Genomic DNA, 18,770 nt, shown 5'->3' on the forward strand with positions numbered 1-18,770 from the left:
ACTCCATGGACCTGACTTATACCCCTAAGCAAAATGCCTTCCGCGCCGAAGTCCGTGCCTGGCTGGCGGCCAACCTTCCACGCGAACCCCTGGCCAGTTACGACACCCGCGAAGGCTTTGAGCAGCACCGCGCCTGGGAAGCCAAGCTGTTCGAGAGCCGCTGGTCGATGGTGATGTGGCCGGCCGAACTGGGCGGTCGCGGTAGCGACTTGATCGAGTGGCTGATTTTCGAGGAAGAGTATTACGGCGCCGGCGCACCGATGCGCGTCAACCAGAACGGCCAGCTGTTGCTGGGGCCGACCCTGATGGAATTTGGCACCCCGGAGCAGAAGCAGCGCTTCCTGCCGCGCATGGCCGAAAGCCTGGACATGTGGGCGCAAGGCTGGTCGGAGCCCAACGCCGGTTCCGACATGGCGGCGATCACCAGCAAGGCGCTGCTCGACGGCGACCATTACGTGATCAACGGGCAGAAAACCTGGTCGACCCGGGCGATCTACGCCGACTGGCTGTTCGGCCTGTTCCGCAGCGAACCGGGATCGACTCGGCACCACGGCCTGTCGTTCATCATGGTGCCGCTGGACACGCCGGGGGTGAGCATTCGCCCGATCAAGGCGCTCAATGGCAAAGACGCTTTCGCCGAAGTGTTTTTCGACGACGTGCGGGTGCCGGTGGCCAATCGCATCGGTGACCAGGGGCAGGGCTGGCATGTGGCGATGGCCACCGCCGGTTTCGAGCGCGGCCTGCTGCTGCGTTCACCGGCGCGCTTCCAGGCCACGGCCCGCAAGCTGGTCGAGCTGTACAAGGCGCACCGCGCCAGCGCCGACCGCGACCCGGGCCTGCGCGATGCGGTATTGGAGACCTGGATGGGTGCCGAAGCCTATGCGCTGTCGGCCTATCACACCGTGGGGCGCTTGAGCCGGGGCGAGCAGATTGGCGCCGAGTCGAGCATCAACAAGATCATCTGGTCGGAGCTGGACCTGAAGATGCACGAGACCGCCATGCGCATTCTCGGCGCGCGCGGCGAACTGCTGGACAAGGGCGCGCAGGCGGGCGATGCGGCGGGTTGGCTGGAGGGCTTCCTGTTCGCCCAGTCCGGGCCGATCTATGCCGGCACCAACGAAATCCAGCGCAACATCATTGCCGAGCGCATGCTCGGCTTGCCGAAATAAGGAACCGCCATGGACTTCACTTTTAACGATGACCAGTTGGCGTTCCACGAAGCCATCAGTCGTTTCCTGATGACCGAAGCCGCCCCGGAAATGCTCCGGGAAATCTGGGAGACCGATGCCGGGCGCTCCCGGGACCTGCGCAACAAGATCGCCGGCCAGGGCCTCACTGCCTTGTCGGTGCCCGAGGCCGAAGGCGGCCTGGGCATGGACGATGTGACCTGGGCCCTGATGACCCAGGAACTGGGTTACTACGCGATTCCCGACTCATTGGCCGACACGGCCTATGTCGCCAGCGGCTTGCTCGCCGGACTGCCTGCCCAGCATCCGGCCCGTGCCGACCTGTTGCCACGGATCGCCGATGGCAGCTTGCGCATGGCGATCAGTCATCCGGTCAATGCCCTGGTCAGCGACGCGCAACTGGCCGAAGTGCTGATACTCACCGACGGCGATGACATCCATGTGCTGCCGCGCTCTGAGGTGGACGTGGAAAACCATCCGAGCATCGATGCTTCGCGGCGCCTGGGTCGGGTGATCTGGACGCCTTCGCCAGCGACCTGCGTGGCCAGTGGCGAGCAGGGGCGTGCCTTACAGGAGCGCCTGCTCGACCGTGGCGCGCTGTCGGTGGCCGGGCAACTGCTGGGGCTGGCGCAACGCATGCTCGACCTGTCGGTGGACTACGTGGCCCAGCGCAAACAATTCGGCAAGCCGATCGGCAGCTTCCAGGCGGTCAAGCATCACCTGGCCGATGTCGCCCGTCACATCGAACAGGCCAAGCCGGTGCTGTACCGCGCCGCTCACGCCCTGGCCCGGGGCGACGTCAACGCCGGTGTCTGGGTTTCGCAAGCGCGCCTGGCGGCGAACGAGGCGAGCTGGATCGCCGCCCGCAAAGGCATCCAGGTGCATGGTGCGATGGGGTACACCTGGGAAGTGGATTTGCAGATGTTCATGAAACGCGCCTGGGCCCTCGATGCGTCCTGGGGCGACCGCGGCTTTCACAAAACCCGTGTCAGCGACTACCTGTTCGCCGACGCCACCGGCCTGGGGCCGGGGCATACTTTCGAGGAATGAGTCATGGCACAGGCCTACATTGTTGATGCACTGCGCAGTCCCACCGGCAAGCGCAAGGGCGCATTGAGCGAGATCCACGCGATTGATCTGGGCGCCCATGTGCTCAAGGCGCTGGTGGAACGCAATGTGATCCCCGCTGAAGACTACGACGACGTGATATTCGGTTGCGTCGACACCATCGGTTCCCAGGCCGGCGATATCGCCCGCACCAGTTGGCTTGCCGCCGGTTTGCCGCTGACCGTGCCCGGCACCACGGTCGATCGCCAGTGCGGTTCGTCGCAACAGGCGTTGCACTTCGCCGCGCAGGCGGTGATGAGCGGCACCCAGGATGTGGTCGCAGTGGGCGGGGTGCAGACCATGACCCAGATCCCGATTTCCTCGGCGATGCTCGCCGGCCAGCCCCTGGGCTTTGCCGATCCGTTCTCGGGCAGCATTGGCTGGCGTGCGCGCTTTGGCCAGCAACCAGTGAACCAGTTCTACGCCGCACAACGGATTGCCGATCACTGGCAAATCAGCCGCGAGCAAATGGAAGCCTTTGCCCTGCAAAGCCACGAACGCGCCCTGGCGGCCATCGCCAGTGGCCGATTTGCCCGGGAAATCGTCAGCTGCCAGGGCCTGGCGGTGGATGAAACCCCGCGCCACAGCAGCCTGGCGAGGATGGCCGAATTGCAGCCGGTGGACCCACAGTTCCCGTCGATCACCGCTGCCGTGTCCAGCCAGACCTGCGACGCCTCGGCGGCGCTGCTGGTGGTGTCCGAGGCGGCGCTCAAGCGCTACGACCTGACGCCACGGGCGCGGATTCATCAGCTGACGGTGCTTGGTGACGATCCGATCTGGCATCTCACCGCACCGATTGCCGCGACCCGCCGGGCTCTGGCCAAAAGCGGCCTGAGCATGGCTGACATCGACCGCGTCGAGATCAACGAAGCGTTTGCCTCGGTGGTCATGGCCTGGGCCAAGGAGCTGGATTACGACCCGGCGCGTACCAACGTCAACGGTGGTGCGATTGCCCTCGGCCACCCGTTGGGCGCAACCGGCGCACGACTGATGACCACGCTGCTCAACGAACTGGAATGCAGCGGTGGCCGCTACGGCCTGCAAACCATGTGCGAAGGCGGCGGCCAGGCCAACGTGACCATCATCGAACGCCTGTAATTTTTTATGCGGGCCGCCGCTTCGCGCGCGCGGCCACCCAACATTTTGAGGAGTCAAACATGGCTATGTGTGCAGACCGCACCGTGATCATCACCGGGGCCGGCGGCGGACTCGGTCGCGCCTACGCCTTGGCGTTCGCCGCGCAAGGGGCCAGTGTCGTGGTCAACGATATCCGTGCCGAGGCCGCAGAAGATGTGGCGGGGGAGATTCGCGCCAACGGTGGTCAGGCGATTGCCAACAGTGACGACATAACGACCCTGGCCACCGCGCAACGCATCGTCGATGCAGCGTTGGCGGCATTCGGTGAAGTGCATGTGCTGATCAACAACGCCGGGGTCTTGCGTGACCGCATGTTCATCAGCCTCAGTGAAGAGGACTGGGACATGGTCATGCGCGTCCACCTCAAGGGCCATTACTGCCTGGCCAACATCCTCGGCCGCCGCTGGCGCGACCTGGCCAAGGCCGGCACGCCGGTCGACGCGCGGATCATCAACACCAGCTCCGGCGCCGGCCTGCAAGGTTCGGTGGGGCAGTCCAATTATTCGGCGGCCAAGGGCGGCATCGCCGCGCTGACCCTGGTGCAGGCGGCGGAATTGGCTCGCTACGGCGTCACTGCCAACGCCTTGGCGCCAGCTGCACGCACCTCGATGACCGAGAGCGCCATGCCCGACGTGGTGAAAAAACCCGAAGACGGCAGCTTCGACGCTTGGGCCGCCGAAAACGTCGCGCCGCTGGTGGTGTGGCTGGGGAGCCCGGCGTCGGCCCACGTCAGCGGCCAGATTTTCGAAAGCCTGGGCGGGCGAATTTCCCTCGGTGACGGCTGGCGCACCGGCGTCACCCGCGACAAAGGCGCGTTGTGGCAGGTTGAAGAAATCGGCGCGGCAGTGGACGCGATCCTTGCCGAAGCGCCAAAGGCACAGAAAGTCTGGGGGAGTTGAAAGGGTTGCCCTGTAGGAGCGAGGCTTGCCCGCGAACCAGGCGTCGCGGTGTATCTGTTGCACCGCGTCATCGTTCTTCGCGGGCAAGCCTCGCTCCTACAGAAAACCAGACGCCTCGGTTTTATCGTTCTTCGCCTTCATACCCCATTTTGACGATGTGCCCGCATCGCCCGCTCCGTACAACTGCAGCGTATTGATTTCTTCGGAGGTAGACGCTGTGAAACAAGCCCCCCCTTATGTTCCCGGTCATCAATTGCTGGCCGGCAAGTCGGTGTTGATTACCGCCGCCGCCGGTGCCGGTATCGGTTATTCGGCGGCCCGCCGCAGTGCCGAGGAAGGTTGTCGCGCGCTGATGATTTCCGACGTGCATGCGCGGCGCCTGGAAGACGCAGTGGAGCGCCTCAAGGCCGAGACCGGTTTGCAGGCAATTTATGGCCAGCTGTGCAATGTCACACTCGAGGACGAAGTCCAGGCCCTGGTGGCTGCGGCCGAAGAGGCGCTGGGCGGGGTCGATGTGTTGATCAACAACGCGGGCCTGGGTGGCCAGAAGCGCGTGGTGGAGATGAGCGACGAAGAGTGGTTGCGGGTACTGGATGTGACCCTGACCGGCACCTTCCGTATGACCCGGGCGATGTTGCCGCACATGCAGCGCCGTGGCGCGGGGGCCATCGTCAATAACGCCTCGGTGCTCGGTTGGCGGGCACAGAAGGAACAGGCCCATTACGCCGCCGCCAAGGCCGGGGTGATGGCGCTGACCCGCTGCAGCGCCCTGGAAGCCGCCGAGTTCGGTGTGCGCATCAACGCGGTATCACCTTCGATTGCCCTGCACGATTTCCTCAAGAAAGCCTCCAGCGAAGAGCTGCTTGCCAGCCTCGCCGGGCGCGAGGCGTTCGGTCGCGCCGCCGAGGTCTGGGAAGTGGCCAACGTGATGATGTTCCTGGCCAGTGACTATGCCTCCTACATGGTCGGCGAAGTGCTGTCCGTCAGTTCCCAACAAGCTTGAGGATTGCTACATGAGTCACGTTTTCAGCAGTGCCCGGGCTTTGCTTGCGGCCGAAGGCCTGGACCTGGGCCACACCGAATGGCTGACCATCGATCAGCAACGCATCGATCTGTTCGCCGAAGCCACCAGTGATCACCAGTGGATTCATGTTGACCCGGTGCGCGCCGCCAGCGGTCCCTTCGGTGCCTGCATTGCCCACGGCTACCTGACCCAATCCCTGGCCAATCTGTTCATGCCGCAGTTGTTGACCCTTTCAAACATGGCGATGGGCGTCAACTACGGCAGCGACCGGGTGCGCTTCCCGGCGCCGGTCAAGGTCGATTCCCGGGTGCGCGGCAGCGGCCAGATCATCCGCGCCGAAACACTGGGCGACGCCGTGCAACTGGTGGTGCGCATCACCGTGGAAGTCGAGGGCCAGGCGCGCCCGGGCTGCGTGATCGACACCATCAGCCGCTACACCTTCAACCCAATTTCCGAGTGAGTTCCCCATGGACCTGAATGAAGTCGTCATCGTCGCCACCGCCCGTACCGCGCTGGCCAAGTCGTTTCGCGGATCGTTCAACGATACCGAGGCCCCGGTGCTGGGCGGACATGTGGTGCGCGCGGTGGTCGAGCGCGCCGGCATCGAGCCGGCTGACGTCGAGGATGTGATCATGGGCGCGGCGGTCCAGCAGGGCACCCAGGCCTACAACATCGGCCGGCTTTGTGCCTACACCGGCGGTTTGCCGGACAGCGTGTCGGGCATGGCCCTGGACCGGATGTGCGCCTCGGGCCTGATGAGTATCGGCGTGGCGGCCAAGGGCATCATGACGGGCGAGATGAGCATCGCCATCGGCGGCGGCGTGGAGTCCCTGTCGCTGACCCAGACCAAACACAAGAACAGCTTCCGCGCCCAGTCCGAAGCGGTGCTGCAGGTGATGCCCAGTGCCTACGTCCCGATGATTGAAACCGCCGAGATCGTCTCGCGCCGCTATGGCATCAGTCGCGCCGCCCAGGATGAGTACTCGCTGCAAAGCCAGCTGCGTACCGCTGCCGCTCAACGGGACGGCCTGTTCGATGAGGAAATCGTCGGCTTGAGCGTGGACAAGCTGTTGTTCGCCGCCGATGGCCAGCCCAATGGCCATGAACGCGTGCAGGTCCTGCGTGACGAGTGCAACCGGCCCAATACGCGCCTGGAAGACCTGGCGGGATTGAAGCCGGTGTGGAAGGACGGCAAATGGATCGGGCAGGGCGAGTTCGTCACCGCCGGCAACGCCTCGCAGTTCTCTGACGGTGCCGCGGCCAGCCTGCTGATGAGTCGCGCCGAGGCCAAGCGCCGGGGGTTGACGCCGCTGGGCATCTACCGCGGCATTGCCGTGGGCGGATGCGCACCCGAGGAAATGGGCATCGGCCCGGTGATCGCCATTCCCAAGCTGCTCAAGCGCTTTGGCCTGGGGGTGGCGGATATCGGTCTGTGGGAGATCAACGAGGCCTTTGCCAGCCAGGTGTTGCATTGCCGCGACGCGCTGCAGATCCCGGCCGAGCGCCTGAACGTCAATGGCGGGGCGATTGCCATCGGTCACCCCTTCGGTATGTCCGGCGCTCGGATGGTCGGCCACGCCTTGCTCGAAGGTCGCCGGCGCGGTGTGCGCTATGTGGTGATTGCCATGTGCATCGGAGGTGGCATGGGCGCCGCCGGCCTGTTCGAGCTGCCGTGAGGCGAGCGGGGCGCTGCCGCTGTCTCGATTCAATCCATGGGGGCCCGCAGGTCGGGCCCGCTGCTGGGGAATGGTTATGCAAAGTTGTATGCCCAATGCACAGGTCCTGGCGCAAATGGGCCTGGAGCTGGCCGAGTACGAACGGATCATTGGCAACATCTACGAAGCGGCGATGAACACCCGCTGCCTGAGCGACTCGTTGCGCGAGATCCGCGCGTTGTTCAAGGCCAATTTCGTGACCTTGATCCTGCGGGTCCAGGATGAACCGCTGTTGTCACCGATGGTGGTCGCCGGTGATATCGAACTGGGGCAGGGCGGGATCAACCATTTCGCCTACTACGCCAAATCCACCCTGTTCGACGGCTTGCCCACCGACACCGTGTTCACCATCGATGAGCTGATGAGCGATGCCGAATGGGCCAGTTCGGCGTTTTACCTGCTGTACTGCCAACCCTACGATTGTTACCACATGCTCGGTGCCGATATCCGCATGCCGGATGGCGGCACGGTGCGTTTTCGGATCAATCGACCACAGAGTCAGCCAGGTTTCAGTGACACCGAGCGGGCCATGTGCGCCATGTTGTTGCCGCACTTGCGCCGGACCCTGCACATGTATTCGCTGCTCGACCGCAGCGAATCCCTCGGCAGCCTGTATTCGCAGACGATCAGCCGCCTCGCGGTGGCGACCATCGTCCTCGATGAAAACGGCAGCGTGGTGCAACTCAATCCCGTGGCCCGGGAGATTCTCGACAGTCAGGACGGCCTCAAGGTGGTGGGCGGTCGGCTGGAGGCGACGTACCCCAGTGACAATCGCGAGTTGACGCGTCTGGTGCGCAATGCCTTCCAGCGTGCCCGGCAGGGCGCCGGCAAGGGTGTGCAGGTGGCCGAGGCGACGTCGATTTCCCGTCCTTCAGGGCAGGTCAGCCTGGGGGTTGTGGTGGAGTTGATTCCCTCCCGGGATTTGCTCGAAGGTAACGGCAAGCCCACGGTGGTGGTGTATGTGCGCGATGCGGTGAGCAAGTCGCTGGTGAGCACGGTGCTGACTTCGCAGCTGTACAACCTGACCCCGGCGGAAACCGCGCTGGCCCTGGAACTGGCCAACGGCCTGTCGCTGGAGGAAGCCTCGGAACTGCTCAATATCCGGCGCAATACCGCGCGTGCACACCTGCGTTCGATTTTTTCCAAGACCGGCGTGCGGCGTCAGACCGAACTAGTGCGGATCATGCTCAACAGCGTGGTGGCGCTGGGTGCGCCGCAGCCAGCGGGGGCCCGGCTTTGATGAGGGTCTGCGCAAAAATGCGTTAGTCCGTGCGGACGATGCTGCCGGGTTCCTGGCCTGTCGATACTGGGCAACCGTTGTCGAATCCAAGGAGAATAAAAATGACCGGCAGTAATCAGTCCCCTGGCTGGGCGTTGATGTTGTTGTTGGGATGCTGTGCCATCGGCACGGTGGATGCCGCACCGGAGGACATCCCGCGACTGGGCAACGACTTGACGTGCCTGGGCGCAGAAAAGGCCGGCAATGCCGACGGCAGCATTCCAGCATTCAGCGGCAAGTGGCTGGGGGCACCGCCCCACATTGATTTCAAGGGCACAGGCAACCACCCGGTGGATCCGTACCCGGACGAAAAACCGCTGTTCGTGATCACCGGGCAGAACATCGCGCAATACAGCGCCTACCTGTCCGATGGCCAGAAAGCCCTGTTCAAGCTGTACCCGGGCACCTACAAAATGCCAGTCTATCCCTCGCATCGGGATTTCCGTTACAACGACGCGGTCTGCCAGGCCACTCGCGAGAACGCCAGCGTCGCGCGTCTGGTGGATGACGGCGAAGGGGTGGTCGGCAAAACCGGCGGCACACCTTTCCCGGTGCCGCGCAGCGGTCTGGAACTGTTGAAGAACGCCTCGACTTTTACCTTGCGCGCCTGGACCGAGGAGTATGTCTCCGACAACGCCTATGTACTCAAGGACGGCAACATCAACTGGGGCCGCGTGCATTCGCGCAACCTGGCGCCATCACTGGAGCCGGGCAAGATTGGTGAAACCAGCGGCAACTCGTCGTTCTATCTCAACGAAACCCTGCTGCCGCAACGAGACAAGGGCGAGATCAATACCGGCACCGAGTTCTGGAACGACAAGACCGAACCGCGCCAGGCCTGGCGTTACGATCCGGGCACCCGCCGCGTGCGTCAATCCCCGGGCTATGGCTTCGACATGTCCTTCCCGGGCAGCGGTGGATCGATCACCGTGGACGAAGTGCGCCTGTTCAACGGCTCCGGCCAGCGCTACGACTGGAAGATCGTCGGCAAGCGCGAGATGTACATCCCCTACAACACCTATCGCCTGCATGCGGCCAATCTCAAATACGCCGACCTGTTGACCCCTGGCCACATCAATCCCGAGGCCATGCGTTATGAGCTCCATCGCGTCTGGGAGCTGGAAGGCACCCTCAAGCCGGGCTATCGCCACCTGTATGGCAAACGCAAGTTGTATGTCGACGAAGACACCTGGTTCCCGATGCTCGCCGACAACTACGACAACCGTGGCGAGCTGTGGCGCACCTCGATGGTCAACTACTTCTACGCCTACGAAAGCCAGCGTCAGCAGGCGGGCGTCGGCCTGTACTACGACCTCAATGCCGGCAGCTACCTGGCGTTCAACCTGATCAACGAGCAGCGTAACGGCTACCTGTTGAACAAACCCGGTTTCAGTCCCCGGGACTTCGGCCCGGAAGCCGCCCGGCGCTTCGGCCAGTAACCGGCAAGCACGGCGCCCGTTGTGTCATGGGCGCCGATTGAGAGCCGGTCGCATTTGATCTAGTCCAACTGAAGGATGTTCTCCTTGCGCGACTACTCAATGATGTTCGCCATGGGATCACCCTGTATTTCTTAGGGGCATGGCCTGCCCCGAAGTCTGCATTCGAGGAACAATAACAATGACCAAACTCGCTGAAATCAACATCGAGAACGCCCAGCGTACCCACCGTTACGCACGCGGCTGGCACTGCCTGGGCAATGCCAGCGATTACCGTGATGGCAAGCCCCATACCCTGGAAGTGTTTGGCGTCCGTCTGGTGGCCTTTGCCGACAGCCAGGGCACCATCAGCATTCTGGACGCCTATTGCCCGCACATGGGCGCCGACCTGTCCCAGGGCACCATCGAGAACGACAGGCTGGTGTGCCCGTTCCACCACTGGAAGTACGACACCGGCGGCAAGTGCGTGGAGATCCCCTACTGCAAGCGCATCCCACCCAAGGCCAAGACCCGCAGCTGGTTGACCTGCGAGGAAAATAACCTGCTGTTTGTCTGGAACAACCCCGAAGGCCGTCCGCCAAAAGAGGGCGTGGTCATTCCGCACCTGCCCGAGATGGACGATCCGGACTGGGTACACGACTGGAACATCGACACCATGCACATCGAAACCAACCCGCGGGAGTTGGTCGATAACCTGGTGGATGCCCAGCACTTCGGGCCGGTGCACGGTACGCCGACCAAATATTTCGCCAACGTCTTCGAAGGCCACATCGGCCATCAGATTTTCCATGGCGACTCCGAGCGCCTTGGCGGCGACCTGATCGCGCCATCGGCCTACTACGGGCCGGCCACTCACTTCACGCACATCAGCTCGATGTTCGGCGATGTGCGCATCCACGCCATTTTGCTCAACAGCCATGTGCCGGTGACGCCGAACAGCTTCGACCTGCGTTTTGGTTGCATGGTCAAGCGCGTGCCGGGCTGGACCGAAGAGCAGAACCAGGAAGTGGCCAGGGCCTATGTCCAGGGCAACCGCGACTCGTTCTACCAGGACGTGGTGATCTGGAAGCACAAGATCCGTATCGACAAGCCGGTTCTGGCAGAAACCGATGGCCCGGTCTACCAGCTGCGCGAGTGGTACGAGCAGTTCTTCACCAATGAGGACGACGTGCCTGCATTCATGGCCGAACGTCGCGAGTTCGTGACGGTCGACGAGCGCTGATAGAGCAGCAGGGTGCCTTCGAGAGACCAGCAATGGTCACTCGAAGGCGCCGTTCGCAAGGGCACTGCCACCCTGGATGTACTGGCAGTCACGCAAGCCCGATTCAAAGGTCATGAGAGCACTGACAATGAAAATAAAAAGTCTTCTTGCCTATTACGTTCCCTTGCTGATCCTGTGTTTGCTGGTGTTGATCGTGCAGATTTCGGTGCCGCCCGAGTCGGCCAGCGCCAAGGCCTGCAAGCGGTATGCGAGCTGTGTTGCGATGAGTTCGAGCGTGCCGAACTGGTTTAATTTGCGCTAGGGACACACTCAGACCCCTTCCATGACCATGGCTTTTCACTAGGATTTGGACCGAGGATAAAGGGAAGCAATGCCTTAGTGGGTAATTTCCTTTTTTCTGGTTTTTTTTCTCTTGAGGCTGAATTTTCACGCAAAATTGCAAAATTGAGTGGATAAGCGAATTGTCTAGCTAGCCAGTGTAGGCATGTATAAGTCTGAAGGTGGTGAGCAATTTTATTGGCGTCCTCAAGTTTTATTAAGCATGTTTTTGTAAGTGACAAAGGCTTAATAAAGCCTGTAGCGAAAAAGTGGGAGTGGAGCATGTTCCCGCAGCTCCTCTTGCGCAGCGAGTTATTGCTCCACCAGACGTTGTTCGCGCTCAGCGCTGCGCGCCTGTTCCTGGGTCACCTTCGCCTGTGCGTGTTCCAGCAATTGGTTACGCAGTGACTGCACCCCGATCAGCAATTGCTGCTCGATCTTGGCTTCTTGCAACTGAACGGCGTGCCGTTGCTCGCCGCCCTCGATGAGCAACACGCGCCACTCAAACAAAAATGGCTCTCGCGAGTTGCCGAGAGCCGCGCGCGTCTCGCGGTTTCCGAGCCAGGTAATCCGCTGGTCAGCGATGCCCATGTCGCCGATCTGCTGTTGCTGGCCAATGGCGACGAAGTGCACGCCTTGGAGCGTGAGGCCGTACGCCTGACCCGCAACGAGTCGGTCGACCCGAGCCGTCAACTGTTCCAGGTCGAGTGGACGCCTACCCCCGCTACCTGCGTTGCCAGCGGTGAGCAGGGCCGACGCCTGTGGGCGGCCGCCTTCAATCGTGGTGCCCTCGCCAGTGCCGCGCAATTGCTCGGGCTGGCCAAACGCATGGTCGACCTGGCGGTGGATTACACCTTTGAGCGCAAGCAGTTCGGCAAACAGGTGGGCTCGTTCCAGGCCGTCAAGCACTTGATGGCCAACGTCGCAGTGCAGATTGAGTTCGCCAAAGGTCCGCTATACCGCGCCGCTTATGCGCTGGCCGAGCAGCAACCGGGGCAGGACGTGCTGGTGTCCCACGCCAAACTGGCAACCGCGGAAGCGGCCCTGCTCGCCGCGAAGAACACCATCCAGGCCCACGGCGCCATGGGTTACACCTGGGAGGTCGACTTGCATCTGTTAATGAAACGCGCCTGGGCGCTGGACAAGGTCTGGGGCGATCGCGGCCATCACAAAGGGCGGATTCGCGCGGTGCTGTTCGACGGCAATTCGGCGCTGGGTGCGGGCAGTACGTTCTAACCAGTCAGTAAGGGTGACGCCGCTCCCACAGGGGATTGTGTCGATTAGTGATGAATTTGAAGGAGTACCCGCATGAGTATCTGTGAAAACCGCGTGGTGATCATCACCGGCGCCGGTGGCGGTCTGGGCCGCGCCTATGCGCTGGCCTTCGCCGCCGAAGGCGCGAAAGTGCTGGTCAACGACATCAACCGCGAAGCAGCCCTGGCCGTGGTCGGCGACATCCTCGGCCAGGGCGGCAGTGCCGTGGCCAACAGTGACGACATTACCCGTTATGACTCGGCGGGGTTGATCATGCACCAGGCCATCGAAACCTTTGGCGACCTGAACGTGGTGGTCAACAACGCCGGCATCTGCCGCGACCGCATGTTCGCCAGCCTCGGCGAATCCGACTGGGACGCCGTGGTGGCGGTGCACCTCAAGGGCCACTTCTGCATTTCCAGCCACGCCGTGAAGTACTGGCGTGAGCAGGCCAAGGGCGGTGCCAAGGTTGATGCGCGGATCATCAACACCAGTTCCGGAGCCGGTTTGCAGGGTTCCATTGGACAGTCCAACTATGCGGCGGCCAAGGGCGGTATTGCCTCGCTGACGCTGGTGCAGGCGGCTGAACTGCGTCGTTACGGGATCACCGCCAACGCCCTGGCGCCGGCCGCGCGTACCGGGATGACCGAGCAAGTGTTCGCCGACACCATGAAAAAGCCTGAAGCGGGCTTCGATTACTTCGCCCCGGAAAACGTCGCGCCGCTGGTGGTGTGGCTGGGTTCCGAGGCGTCCGCCGAGGTGACCGGACAGATGTTTGAAGTCGAGGGCGGCAAGTTGTCGATCGCCGATGGCTGGCGCCCTGGCCCGCAACTGGATCGCCAGGGCCGCTGGGCGGTTGGCGAGATGGGCGATGCCGTCGCGCAACTGCTGACGCAAGCGGTCCCGGCGGCCAAAGTGTACGGCAGCTGAAAAAGACCGGTCTCTGGAGGGCGGCATGGCTATAATCGGCCCACGATCCAAAACCGATCCCCTGTAGGAGCGAGCTTGCTCGCGATGGACTCAGGTGCAACGCGTTCATCCAGACAGGACGCGTTTTCGTTAACGTCCATCGCGAGCAAGCTCGCTCCTACAGATGCACATGACCCACGTTCCTCCACACGAGACCTGCCATGACCATTTCCCTGTACGACGCTTCCGTGCCTGTTTTCCAGCAAATGCTCAACGCCTTGAGCGATGTACTGAAAAAGGCCGAGGCGCACGCCGCCGAAAAAAACATCGACCCTAACGCCTTCCTGCAAGCGCGCCTGTTCCCGGACATGTTCCCGCTGGTGCGCCAGGTACAGATCGCCGTTGATTTCGCCAAGGGCGTTTCTTCCCGTCTGGCTGAAGTTGAAGTGCCGAAGTACGACGACACCGAAACCACTTTCGCCGAACTGCAAGCGCTGCTGAGCAAAGTTCTGGCTTACATCGGCGAGTTCACGCCTGCGCAGATCAACGGCAAGGAAGGCATCGAGATCGTCACCCGTCCGGGCACGCCGAAAGAGAAGCGCTTCAGCGGCCAGTCCTATCTGCTGACCTACGGCCTGCCGCAGTTCTTCTTCCACGTCACCACCACTTATGCACTGCTGCGCCACAACGGCGTGGAAGTGGGCAAGCGCGACTACATGGGCGCGTTCTAAACCGCCCAGGTACAAAAAAGCCCCCGCAACCTCAGGTTGCGGGGGCTTTTTCATGTGCACGCATTCTTCAGCTACACCACAAATCCTGTGGGAGCGGGCTTGCTCGCGAAGAGGCCGGCACATTCAAAATTGATGTTGCCTGCCATGCCGCCTTCGCGAGCAAGCCCGCTCCCACATGGGGCGGTGGGGTCAGGCCAGACGCTCGGCTTTCTGCTCTTCACCCAGGCAAGCCGCCGCGGTAAACAGCACATCGGTGGAGGAGTTCAGCGCGGTTTCCGCCGAGTCCTGCAACACGCCGATGATGAAACCGACCGCCACCACCTGCATGGCGATTTCGCTCGGGATGCCGAACAGGCTGCACGCCAGCGGAATCAGCAACAGCGAACCGCCGGCCACACCCGAAGCGCCGCAGGCGCAGATCGCCGCGACCACGCTCAGCAGGATCGCGGTGGGAATGTCCACGGTGATGCCCAGGGTGTGCACGGCCGCCAGGGTCAGCACGGTGATGGTGATCGCAGCACCCGCCATGTTGATGGTAGCGCCCAGCGGGATCGATACCGAGTAGGTGTCTTCGTGCAGGCCCAGGCGCTTGCTCAATTCCAGGTTGACCGGAATGTTCGCCGCCGAACTGCGGGTGAAGAATGCGGTAATGCCGCTTTCGCGCAGGCAGGTCAGCACCAGCGGGTACGGGTTGCGGCGCAGTTTCCAGAATACGATGAGCGGGTTCATCACCAGTGCCACGAACAGCATGCAGCCCAGCAGTACGACCAGCAGGTGCGCGTAGCCGATCAGGGCGCCGAAGCCAGAGGTGGCGAGGGTCGAGGCCACCAGGCCGAAGATGCCCAGCGGGGCAAAGCGGATTACCAGACGCACGATCACGGTCACGCCATTGGACAGATCGCCCAGCACTTCGCGAGTGGTGTTTCCGGCGTGGCGGATGGCAATGCCCATGCCGATGGCCCACGCCAGGATGCCGATGAAATTGGCGTTCATCAGCGCACTGACCGGATTGTCGACCACGCTCAGCAACAGGCTTTGCAACACTTCGCCAATTCCGCCTGGCGCCGTGACCGCGACGTCCTGGGTCGACAGCACCAGGCTGGACGGGAACGTCATACTGGCAACCACCGCGACCACGGCCGCAGCGAAAGTGCCCAGCAGATACAGGAACAGAATCGGGCGGATGTGGGTTTCCTGGCCGTGCTTGTGGTTGGCAATCGATGCCATGACCAGCACGAACACCAGAATCGGTGCGACGGCTTTCAGTGCCGAGACAAACACTTTGCCGATGAACGCCGTGGATTTCGCCACATCGGGGGCAATCAGCGCCAGGGCAATACCGGCGATCAGGCCGATCACAATTTGTGTAACCAGGCTCAAGCGTTTAAGGCGGTGCAATAGAGAGGGGGATGAAGCAGTCATAAAGCAGCATCTCTGATTTTTTATTAGTGCGAGGTTTCACCGCGCATGCAGCCCGCTGGAAACCGAAGAGGATCGTGACATCGACGCCAAAATGACCGATGAACACAGGGTGTACGTTTTTCAGGGCGCGGACTTTATCACAGCGCAGGACCGATCTTTCAGACCTGTGACGAACTGCCGCCCTGGTCTTCAACGCGAATTGCAGGTTCTTGCAACCGCATCCGAAAACACTCTGTTAAGATTCGTCATCCTCATTTTCATGTCTGCCAGTGGGCCTTCGGGCTATCGCTGGTGTCGTCGTTTTCTGGAGTTGTGCATGCGGTTGTTGCCCATTCTTCTGTTGTCTGCCGCCGGTTTCACGGTGCTGACCACGGAATTCATCATCGTTGGCCTGTTGCCGGCGATCGCCAGGGACCTGGAGGTCAGCATCCCGCAGGCCGGTTTGCTGGTGACCTTGTTCGCGTTCACCGTGGCCGCGTTCGGGCCGTTCCTGACGGCCTGGTTCGCTCGCTTCGAGCGGCGCAAGCTGTTCATCTCGGTGCTGATCCTGTTTGGCCTGGCCAATACGCTGGCGGCGCTGGCGCCGAACATCTGGGTGATGGCGTTTGCCCGGTTGATCCCGGCGCTGGGGCTACCGGTGTTCTGGGCGCTGGCCAGCGAAACGGCGGTGGACATCGTCGGGCCGGATTACGCCGGTCGCGCCATCGCCAAGATCGGCTTCGGCATTGTCTGCGCCACGGTGTTCGGCATTCCGGTGGGCACGCTGATTTGCGATGCGTTCGGCTGGCGCAGTGCCTTTGCGATTTTGGCGGTCATTGCCTTTGCCAAGGCGCTGCTGCTGTTTATCTATCTGCCCAGGACCAACCTGCACCAGCATCAGGTGAGCTTTGTGTCGCAGTTCAAGATACTGCGCAGCCCGCTGATGCTCGGTCATGTGTTGCTGTCGGTGATCGTGTTCAGCGGCATGTTCACGGCCTATACCTATCTGGCCGACATCCTCGAGCGTCTGGCCGGCTTCAACGGCACCGTGGTCGGCTGGTGCCTGATGGGCTTCGGCGCGGTCGGGTTGATCGGCAACTCCCTGGGCGGCCGTGCGGTGGATCGGCATCCGCTGATGGCGTCAATGATGTTCTGCGCATTCATGATTGCCGGCCTGGTGGCGCTGGTGCCGAACATCCATTCGCCGCTCGGTCTGGCGGCGGCGATGGGCATCTGGGGCGTGACTCAGGCGGCGTTGTTCCTGGTCAGCCATGTGCGCCTGATGAAAGCCGCGCCCGAAGCGCCGGCATTTGCCGCGTCGCTGAACATCGCCGGGGCCAACCTCGGTATCGGCCTGGGCGCGATGATCGGTGGCCGGGTGATCGACAGCGTCGGCCTGCAAGGCCTTGGTTTTGCCGCCGCCGCGTTCATTCTGGCTTCGATCCTGCTGGCCATCGCCCTGATGACGTTCAAGCCGCGCGAAGCGGTTACAGCGCTGTAAACAGCTCGCGTCGGGCACCTTCGGTAATGGCGACAATGCCGGGGTGCTTGACCTTGCGCTCTACTGAGATGGCATAGAACGACTCGCTCACCGCATCGGTCTGGCCGATCACTTGCACGCCATACTGGCGTCGCACTTCATCGGCAATCACGCTCGGGCCAATGAAGATCCCGCTGCCGGATTGGCCGAAGGCCTGCATCAGGGCGCTATCGTCGAACTCGCCGACAATCTGCGGCTGGATCTGCTGCTCGGCGAACCAGCGCTGCAAACGGCTGCGCACTACGGTTTCCGGACCTGGAATCAGCAACGGCGCACCGTGCAGGTTGCGCGGAAAGTCCTGACCGAAGCGTGCCGCCAACTCAGGGGTGGCGAAGAAGCTGATCCCGCACTCACCCAGTTTCTGGCTGTAGCCCTTGATGTCCAGGTGCGACGGCATCGGGCTGTCTGAGATCACCAGGTCCAGGCGCTGGATCGCCAGGTCGGCCAACAAACGTTCAAGCTTGTCTTCGCGGCAGGTGATGCGCAGCGGTTCGCTCAGCTCCATGGTCGGGGCGATCAGGCGATAGACGATGGACTTGGGCACCACGTCGGCCACCCCGACACGAAACAGAATCTGCTGCTCGTTGGGTTGTGCCCGCAGCATCAGTTCCAGTTCGCCGCCCAGCTGAAACATTTGTTCGGCGTAGGGCAGTGCCTGGCGACCGGCCTCGGTCAATTCGAGTTGCCGTCCGACGCGCCGAAACAACTCGATGCCAAAGGTCTGTTCCAGCAATGAAATCTGCCCGCTGATGGTTTGCGGCGTGAGGTTCAGTTGTTCGCAGGCGCGCACGATGCTGCCGGTCTTGGCCACCACCCAAAAATAATGCAGTTGTCGATAATTCAACATAGGTACGGTCCCTACATAAAAGCGAGGAAGTATGGGTTCGTAAAAATCGAAGTATATACCGCAAAAATACGAATTTTCCTGAAGTGTTTGCTTCCCTAGAATGCATCGCTATCAACGGGCCATCGTTTCGGTCCCGTTCGTTCTATCGAGGGAAGCATCATGAAAATTAAAGCCACGGCGCTGTTGATCACATCTTTACTGGTATTGGCCGGTTGCGACCAGGCCGAGAAAAGCGCTCAACAGTTGATGGGCAAGGCCGCCGAAAGCGCCAAACAGGCGATTGACGATACCCACAAGGCTGCCGAACAGGCACTCAACGATGCCACCAGTGGGTTGATCAGCAAAAAAGAATCATCGGAAAAAGAATCGGAAAAAACCGAATCTTCCTCCCAGGAAATCTAAACCGTATTACAACGAGTCAGGACTGACCCATGGACTACCTTTTACAACTTGCCGCCAGCCCCACTGCCTGGGTTGCCCTGGCCACCCTGGTGGTGATGGAAATCGTGCTCGGCATCGATAACCTGATCTTCATTTCGATCCTGACCAACAAGCTGCCCGAGCAACACAGGCAGAAGGCGCGGCGCATTGGTATCGGCATGGCGCTGATCCTGCGATTGGGTCTGCTGAGCACCATCGCGTTCATCGTCCAGTTGACCGCTCCGGTGATCGAGATTCTCGGCCACGCGTTTTCCTGGAAAGACATGATCCTGATCGCCGGTGGCCTGTTCCTGTTGTGGAAGGCGACCACCGAGATCCATCAC

General features: G+C 61.9%; 19 protein-coding genes and 1 pseudogene. 17 read left to right on the forward strand and 3 right to left on the reverse strand.

Going from position 1 to position 18,770, the window contains the following annotated elements; translation table 11 throughout:
• Nucleotides 1-5 precede the first annotated feature (5 nt).
• From AC3WN7_RS22915 to AC3WN7_RS22965, 11 genes are all read left to right on the forward strand, one after another.
• A complete protein-coding gene (locus AC3WN7_RS22915) occupies nt 6-1,169 on the forward strand; it encodes an acyl-CoA dehydrogenase family protein (RefSeq protein WP_102675118.1) in 1,164 nt (387 codons plus the stop codon).
• A 9-nt stretch (nt 1,170-1,178) separates the two neighbouring features.
• The gene (locus AC3WN7_RS22920; protein WP_102675117.1) at nt 1,179-2,237 is read left to right on the forward strand and encodes an acyl-CoA dehydrogenase family protein; all 1,059 of its coding nucleotides are present in this window, start codon (nt 1,179-1,181) and stop codon (nt 2,235-2,237) included.
• 3 nt (nt 2,238-2,240) lie between these two features.
• The gene (locus tag AC3WN7_RS22925) at nt 2,241-3,392 is read left to right on the forward strand and encodes an acetyl-CoA C-acetyltransferase (RefSeq protein WP_102675116.1); all 1,152 of its coding nucleotides are present in this window, start codon (nt 2,241-2,243) and stop codon (nt 3,390-3,392) included.
• A gap of 59 nt (nt 3,393-3,451) precedes the next feature.
• Nucleotides 3,452-4,330: an SDR family oxidoreductase gene (locus tag AC3WN7_RS22930; RefSeq protein WP_102675115.1), complete on the forward strand. Its 879-nt coding sequence runs from the start codon at nt 3,452-3,454 to the stop codon at nt 4,328-4,330.
• Between the two features lie 217 nt (nt 4,331-4,547).
• On the forward strand, nt 4,548-5,333 hold the full coding sequence (locus AC3WN7_RS22935) for an SDR family oxidoreductase (RefSeq protein ID WP_102675114.1): 786 nt from the start codon (nt 4,548-4,550) through the stop codon (nt 5,331-5,333).
• Nucleotides 5,334-5,343: 10 nt separating this feature from the next.
• Entirely contained in the window at nt 5,344-5,814 is a 471-nt protein-coding gene (locus AC3WN7_RS22940; protein WP_102675113.1) for a MaoC family dehydratase, read from the forward strand.
• A gap of 7 nt (nt 5,815-5,821) precedes the next feature.
• Nucleotides 5,822-7,030, forward strand: a complete 1,209-nt coding sequence (locus tag AC3WN7_RS22945) for an acetyl-CoA C-acyltransferase (protein WP_102675112.1) — start codon at nt 5,822-5,824, stop codon at nt 7,028-7,030.
• Between the two features lie 76 nt (nt 7,031-7,106).
• On the forward strand, nt 7,107-8,309 hold the full coding sequence (locus tag AC3WN7_RS22950) for a helix-turn-helix transcriptional regulator (RefSeq protein WP_102675111.1): 1,203 nt from the start codon (nt 7,107-7,109) through the stop codon (nt 8,307-8,309).
• A gap of 101 nt (nt 8,310-8,410) precedes the next feature.
• Nucleotides 8,411-9,787 (forward strand): DUF1329 domain-containing protein, encoded by a 1,377-nt coding sequence (locus AC3WN7_RS22955; RefSeq protein ID WP_102675110.1) that lies wholly within the window; start codon nt 8,411-8,413, stop codon nt 9,785-9,787.
• Between the two features lie 178 nt (nt 9,788-9,965).
• Nucleotides 9,966-11,006 (forward strand): 3-ketosteroid-9-alpha-monooxygenase, oxygenase component, encoded by a 1,041-nt coding sequence (locus AC3WN7_RS22960; protein ID WP_102675109.1) that lies wholly within the window; start codon nt 9,966-9,968, stop codon nt 11,004-11,006.
• Between the two features lie 127 nt (nt 11,007-11,133).
• On the forward strand, nt 11,134-11,307 hold the full coding sequence (locus tag AC3WN7_RS22965; protein WP_173862137.1) for a hypothetical protein: 174 nt from the start codon (nt 11,134-11,136) through the stop codon (nt 11,305-11,307).
• A gap of 329 nt (nt 11,308-11,636) precedes the next feature.
• Here AC3WN7_RS22965 and AC3WN7_RS22970 read toward each other — a convergent pair whose 3' ends face one another.
• The gene (locus AC3WN7_RS22970; RefSeq protein WP_158247851.1) at nt 11,637-11,777 is read right to left on the reverse strand and encodes a hypothetical protein; all 141 of its coding nucleotides are present in this window, start codon (nt 11,775-11,777) and stop codon (nt 11,637-11,639) included.
• On the opposite strand from AC3WN7_RS22970, the pseudogene AC3WN7_RS22975 reads away from it, so the two are divergent.
• The 3 genes and pseudogenes from AC3WN7_RS22975 to AC3WN7_RS22985 form a co-directional block, all read left to right on the forward strand.
• A pseudogene (locus tag AC3WN7_RS22975) lies at nt 11,778-12,560 on the forward strand (acyl-CoA dehydrogenase family protein); the annotation flags it as partial. It lies immediately after the preceding gene.
• A gap of 72 nt (nt 12,561-12,632) precedes the next feature.
• A complete protein-coding gene (locus tag AC3WN7_RS22980) occupies nt 12,633-13,508 on the forward strand; it encodes an SDR family oxidoreductase (protein WP_102675108.1) in 876 nt (291 codons plus the stop codon).
• Nucleotides 13,509-13,708: 200 nt separating this feature from the next.
• Entirely contained in the window at nt 13,709-14,218 is a 510-nt protein-coding gene (locus tag AC3WN7_RS22985; protein ID WP_102675107.1) for a DUF1993 domain-containing protein, read from the forward strand.
• Between the two features lie 189 nt (nt 14,219-14,407).
• Here the strand turns inward: AC3WN7_RS22985 and sstT are convergent, their stop codons facing one another.
• Nucleotides 14,408-15,640 carry a serine/threonine transporter SstT gene (sstT, locus tag AC3WN7_RS22990; protein ID WP_095967391.1) on the reverse strand — a complete coding sequence of 411 codons (1,233 nt, stop codon included), beginning with the start codon at nt 15,638-15,640 and terminating at the stop codon, nt 14,408-14,410.
• Nucleotides 15,641-15,956: 316 nt separating this feature from the next.
• Here sstT and AC3WN7_RS22995 point away from each other — a divergent pair, with 316 nt between their 5' ends.
• Nucleotides 15,957-17,120: an MFS transporter gene (locus tag AC3WN7_RS22995; protein ID WP_102675106.1), complete on the forward strand. Its 1,164-nt coding sequence runs from the start codon at nt 15,957-15,959 to the stop codon at nt 17,118-17,120.
• Here the strand turns inward: AC3WN7_RS22995 and nhaR are convergent.
• Nucleotides 17,107-18,006, reverse strand: coding sequence for a transcriptional activator NhaR (gene nhaR / locus AC3WN7_RS23000; RefSeq protein WP_015094293.1), 900 nt, complete (start codon nt 18,004-18,006; stop codon nt 17,107-17,109). The genes AC3WN7_RS22995 and nhaR overlap by 14 nt on opposite strands.
• A 159-nt stretch (nt 18,007-18,165) precedes the next feature.
• Here nhaR and AC3WN7_RS23005 point away from each other — a divergent pair, with 159 nt between their 5' ends.
• Nucleotides 18,166-18,408, forward strand: a complete 243-nt coding sequence (locus tag AC3WN7_RS23005) for a hypothetical protein (RefSeq protein WP_095967388.1) — start codon at nt 18,166-18,168, stop codon at nt 18,406-18,408.
• A gap of 29 nt (nt 18,409-18,437) precedes the next feature.
• The coding region (locus AC3WN7_RS23010) for a TerC family protein (RefSeq protein WP_442963894.1) at nt 18,438-18,770 on the forward strand (333 nt) is incomplete at its 3' end.

The sequence above is a fragment of the Pseudomonas sp. FW305-70 genome, assembly GCF_058783925.1.